This is a genomic window from Streptomyces sp. YS-3 (assembly GCF_045257485.1).
Lineage (GTDB): Bacteria > Actinomycetota > Actinomycetes > Streptomycetales > Streptomycetaceae > Streptomyces.
The window spans coordinates 1-4,896 of the sequence record NZ_JBJHPC010000538.1; the positions used below are offsets into that span (position 1 = coordinate 1).

Consider the following 4,896-nt stretch of genomic DNA (forward strand, 5'->3'; position numbering starts at 1 on the left):
GTGACCGCCCGCCCCCGCACGGCACTGCGCGACCCGGTCTTCCGCCGGGTGCTGTACGCGACGGCCCTGCTCGGCGCCGCCACCATCGGGGACTCCTTCGTCTACCTGCTGCTCCAGCGCGGCCTCGACCTGCCGACCGCCCTGTTCCCGCTGCTGCCCCTCGGCCCGGCCGCGGGCTATCTGCTGCTCGCCGTCCCGGTGGGCCGGATCGCCGACCGGACGGGGCGGCGGCTGCCGTTCCTGCTCGGGCACGCGGCCCTGCTCGGCGCGTACGCCCTGCTGCTCGCCCCGCTCGCCTGGCCGACCGTCGTCGCCGTACTCGCCCTTCTCGGCGTCTTCTACGCCGCCACGGACGGGGTGCTGATGGCTCTGGCCGGGCCGCTGCTGCCCGTACGCGGCCGTGCGGGCGGACTCGCGGTGCTCCAGACCGGTCAGGCGCTGGCCCGGCTCCTGGGCGCGGCCGGTTTCGGGGCCGCCTGGACCCTGTGGGGGCAGCGGCCCGCGCTGTGGCTGGCGGGGTCGGTGCTCGCCGCCGCGCTCCTGGCCGCCTGGCGCGTCCTGCCCGCTCCCGCTCCCGTACCCGCTCCCGTATCCGCCCCGGAGGCTTCGTGAGGCCCGTCCACCGCCGTCTGCGGCTCGCCCTGGTCGTCGTCGCCGTGCTCCTGCTGGCGGGCGGCTCCCTCGGGTACGTCCTGCACGCCCGGCACCGCGACCGCCCCGCCCAACAGGCCGAAGCCGACGGCTCCTTCGGACTGGACGTGCCCGGCCTGTACTTCCGCGACTCGGCCACCGGACGGGTCGCGCGGCTGGCGGGCGAGGGGGCGGAGCGCGTCAGCGGCGGCCCGTCCTGCGAACGTTTCTACGCGGCGGGCGAACACGCCCTGTGCCTGCGCAAACTGCCGGGCCTGCCCGCCCGTACCCAGGCGCTCGTACTGGACCGCCGGTTCCGGGAGGTGCGGCGGGTGACCGTGCCCGGCATTCCCAACCGGGCCCGTGTCTCCGCCTCGGGGCAGCTGCTGTCCTGGACCGCGTTCGCCGTCGGCGACTCGTACGCCGCCTCCGGATTCTCCACCCGGACCTCCATCCTGGACCTGCGCACCGGTTACCTCATCAAGTCCATCGAGGACATCCCGCTGACCGTCGACGGCGCCCGCTACCACGCGCCGGACGTCAACTACTGGGGCGTCACCTTCGCCCGCGACGACAACCGCTTCTACGCCACCGTCTCCAGCCGGGGCCGCACCCGCCTCGTCGAGGGCGACCTGCGCGACTGGTCGGCGAAGGCGCTGCGGGAGAACGCCGAATGCCCCTCGCTGTCACCGGACGGGACCCGCTTGGCCTTCAAGAAGAAGGTCTCCGGCGACCCCCGGGCGCCGTGGCGGCTGTACGTCCTCGATCTGGCGAGCATGCGCGAACACCCGCTGGCCGAGCCGCACAGCGTCGACGACCAGGCCGCGTGGCTGGACGACGCGACCGTGGGCTACGCGCTGCCGGGACGCGGTGGGCGGGCCAGCGACATCTGGTCCGTCCCGGCGGACGGCACCGGCGGGCCCCGGCTGCTGGCGGCCGGCGGCTCCTCCCCGGTGGCCGTCCGGTGACCGTCACGGCCGGGCGGGGACGTACGGGGTGCCGTCGGCGGAGGTGACGGCGATCGTGCTGGTGCGACCGCTCGGCTCGATGCGGATGACCGGGATGGCCTTGTCCCGGGGCCCGCCGTCGCCGTCGACGGAGATCCAGCCGCTCGCGCCCGCCACCGCCGCGCCCGCGCGCAGCGCGGCGAGCGTCCGGTGGACGTCGGTGGCCGTCGGGTCGGACACCGCCGGGGTCGTGCGCAGCGCCCTGGTGGCGAGCAGCACCGTGTCGTACATCATGATGGCCCGCCCGTCGTCGAGCCCCGAGCCGGGGAACGCGGCGGCGAACGTGCCGTCGCGGAAGGCGGCCACGGCCCGCGGGGCGAACGCGCGCGGCGCCACGTCCCACGCCCCGGGGTGCGCGAGCCCGGTGTAGACGAGGTCGATCCGGCCGGTGCGCAGCGACGCGGCCAGCTCCCGCGGGCCGAAGCCGTCCGTGCGCACCACCTGGGTGGTGTCGTCGCCGGAGAGGACGGTCAACGGACGGTCCCGGCAGGGCCGTTCGGCGAGCGCGGTGAGGAACGCGGGCAGTGAGGTGCCGCGGCCCGCGAAGTAGACGACGTCCGGCCGGACGGCACACAGCTCGCCGCTCTGGCGGCGGAAGGTGTCGATGGGGCCGGGCGCGGCGGAGTCGAACAGCAGGGCGCCCGCCAGCCGGCCCGCGGGCATCCGGGCACGGAACTGCGTGGCCAGCGTGCTGGTGTACTGGTCGCCCGCCGCGACGTCCTCGACGAGCAGGAACCGGGCGCGGGCGCGTTCCCCCGTCGACAGGAACCGTACGGCGGCGGCGGCCTGGTCGGCGTTGGCGGGCGCGACCCGGAGCAGACCGGGCGTGCCCGCCCAGGAGTCGGCGGTGAGCACCGAGCCGAACGCGGGCAGCCCCGCGGCGGTCAGCTCCCCGATCATGTCCTGGCTGGAGGCGGTGCTGCCGCCGAGGCCGACGGCGGCCACGATGTGCTCGGCCCGTCGGCGCCGGAGCACCTGCCCCACCGTGTACGCGCGCTGCTCGGAGCTGCCGCCGGTCTGGGCGACCAGCACCCTGATCCCCGGCCCGGCGCCGGGTTCCCGGTTGGCCCCGCGCTGCGCGAGATAGGCGCCCTCCAGGTCGTGCCGGACGCTCGCCATCATGCTGGTGCCGTCGTACTCGGCGGTGATGGGCGTCAGATAGACGACGGAGGCGTACGGCCGGGCGCCCCGCCCGGTGGAGGCCTCGACGACCTGGCGGTTCTCGGCCTGGATCAGCTTCAGGACCGGAGTCAGGTCGCTCTCGGAGGAGCGCGACGGCCCCGGCCGGGCGGACGTGCCGGTGAGCAGGCCGACGCAGGTGCGCTTGGCGCCCTCGCCGATGGCGCGCTGACCGGTGGCGCAGCCGTGGCCGGCGGACAGCACGGCGAAGGGCGGGGCGTCGGCCCCGGTCAGCAGGGCGGCGAGCAGAGCGAGGGTGGCCGGTGCCGTGCGGCGCCACCGGCCGCGCACCGGGAGCGCCCCGCTCTCCTCGCATCCCCCCGCCCGGGTGGCCAGGCGCAGCACTTCGTCCAGAAGGGGCCGCCGACCGGGGTCCTTGTCCAGGCAGCGGATGAGGAGGGCGTGCAACGGGCGGGGCACACCGGTGAGATCGGGCTGCTTGTGCACCACGGCGAACGCGGCGGCGATCGGCTCCGCGCCCGCCGCCTCGGCGTCCTCGAACGGACTGCGGCCGATGGCCGCGAACGCCAGCACGGAACCCAGCGCGAACACATCGGTGGCGCAGGAGACGCGGTACGGCCCGCACAGCTGCTCGGGCGCCATGAACGCCGGGGTGCCGACCATCGCGCCGGTGCGGGTCAGTGCGCGGCTCTCCGACACCGCCTTGGCGATCCCGAAGTCGATCACGCGGGCGCCGTCCTCGGCCAGCAGGACGTTGCCGGGCTTCAGGTCCCGGTGCACGATCCCCTGGCGGTGGATGTCGCGCAGCGCCTCCGCCAACTGGCCCGCCAGCCGGGCGATGTCGGCCACCGGCAGCGGACCGCCCGAGCCCACGCGCGCGGCCAGCGACTCGGCCGGTACGTACTGGGTGGCGAGCCAGGGCGGGTCGCCGTCGGGGGCCGCGTCCACCACCGAGGCGGTGAACGCGCCGCTGACCTTCCGGGCCGCCGCCACCTCGCGGCGGAAGCGGGCCCTGAAGTGCGGATCGTCGGCGTACTCGGGCCGGATCACCTTCAGCGCGACCTGGCGCCCGGTCGGGCTGCACGCGAGGTACACCACGCCCATCCCGCCTGCGCCCAGCCGCCGTTCCAGGGTGAACTCCCCGATCCGCCGCACCAGGACAACATAGCGAAGCGGGGGGCCGCGCGTGCTCAGCCGTGGGAGACGGTGAGCTTGTAGAAGCCGACGCGGGCGCCCTTGGTGGTGCTGTCGGAGGACGACTGGTTGTACGAACCGGCCTTGAAGTACTGCTTGTAGCCGTTGAACGACGACGGGATGGCGTAGTGGGTGGTCGTGCCGTTGACGGTGAGGTCGATCGTGTGGCCGTCCGACACACCAATGGTGTAGCTCCACGTCTTGCCGACCGCCACGTGCCCCACCGTGTGCAGGGTCTGGCCGCCCGACGGGGAGTTCTCGGTACCGAGGACGATGTCGCCGCCGGCCCGGTAGTACAGCTCCAGCAGTGGCTTGGTGGACGAGCCGCCGGTGCCGAGGTGGATCTGCCCCACACAGACGTTCGACGTCACGGACACCACGCGCAGGGTCGCGTTGAGCCGGTGGGTGCCGCTCAGCGGCCAGTTGGCGGCGCTGCCGTCGCGGTTCGTCTCGCGCAGCTCGGAGCGGGCGTAGTGCGAGTTGGGGGTGGTGACGCCCTTTTCCGGCGCCCAGAACGTCATCGCGCCGTCGCGGGTGTCGGTGGAGAAGTACGCGTCCTGGAAGCCGTTGGCCCCCTGGAGCCGGGACGACGGGATCGTGGTCGGCGAGCCGGGCGAGCCGACCGGCTCCTGGAGCTGCCACACGGAGAGGTCGAAGTTGCCGCCGGGCGCGACCGACGGGTCGGCGAGAGCGCCGGTCGTGGTGGCCGAGGCGCTGGGCGGGAGGAGGGCGAGGCCACCGGCGGCGGTTGCGGCGGTCACGTATATGAGCAGGGAGCGGATGCGCATGGGGGGCGTCCTGTCATGTGGGGGGACAGATGCTCGGGTCGGGGCTCGGCTTCGAGCCGCTGGTTCATGTGTATGAACCTTGTGTGGTGACGTGAACTCGGAGAACCGTAGAGCTCCGGGATGGCCGCGTCAATGGC

At 74.5% G+C, this 4,896-nt stretch carries 4 protein-coding genes; 2 read left to right on the forward strand and 2 right to left on the reverse strand.

Going from position 1 to position 4,896, the window contains the following annotated elements; all coding sequences use genetic code 11:
* Both ACJA3G_RS30085 and ACJA3G_RS30090 read left to right on the forward strand, forming a co-directional pair.
* Window positions 1-612, forward strand: a 612-nt coding sequence (locus ACJA3G_RS30085; RefSeq protein ID WP_406556199.1) for an MFS transporter, incomplete at its 5' end; no start/stop codon positions are given.
* Window positions 609-1,598, forward strand: coding sequence for a TolB family protein (locus ACJA3G_RS30090; protein ID WP_406556200.1), 990 nt, complete (start codon window positions 609-611; stop codon window positions 1,596-1,598). The genes ACJA3G_RS30085 and ACJA3G_RS30090, both read left to right, overlap by 4 nt.
* 3 nt (window positions 1,599-1,601) lie before the next feature.
* On the opposite strand, the gene ACJA3G_RS30095 is transcribed toward ACJA3G_RS30090, so the two are convergent.
* Window positions 1,602-3,932, reverse strand: a complete 2,331-nt coding sequence (locus ACJA3G_RS30095; protein WP_406556201.1) for a serine/threonine-protein kinase — start codon at window positions 3,930-3,932, stop codon at window positions 1,602-1,604.
* 35 nt (window positions 3,933-3,967) lie between these two features.
* Window positions 3,968-4,759: a polysaccharide lyase family 7 protein gene (locus ACJA3G_RS30100; RefSeq protein WP_406556202.1), complete on the reverse strand. Its 792-nt coding sequence runs from the start codon at window positions 4,757-4,759 to the stop codon at window positions 3,968-3,970.
* Window positions 4,760-4,896: the final 137 nt, after the last annotated feature.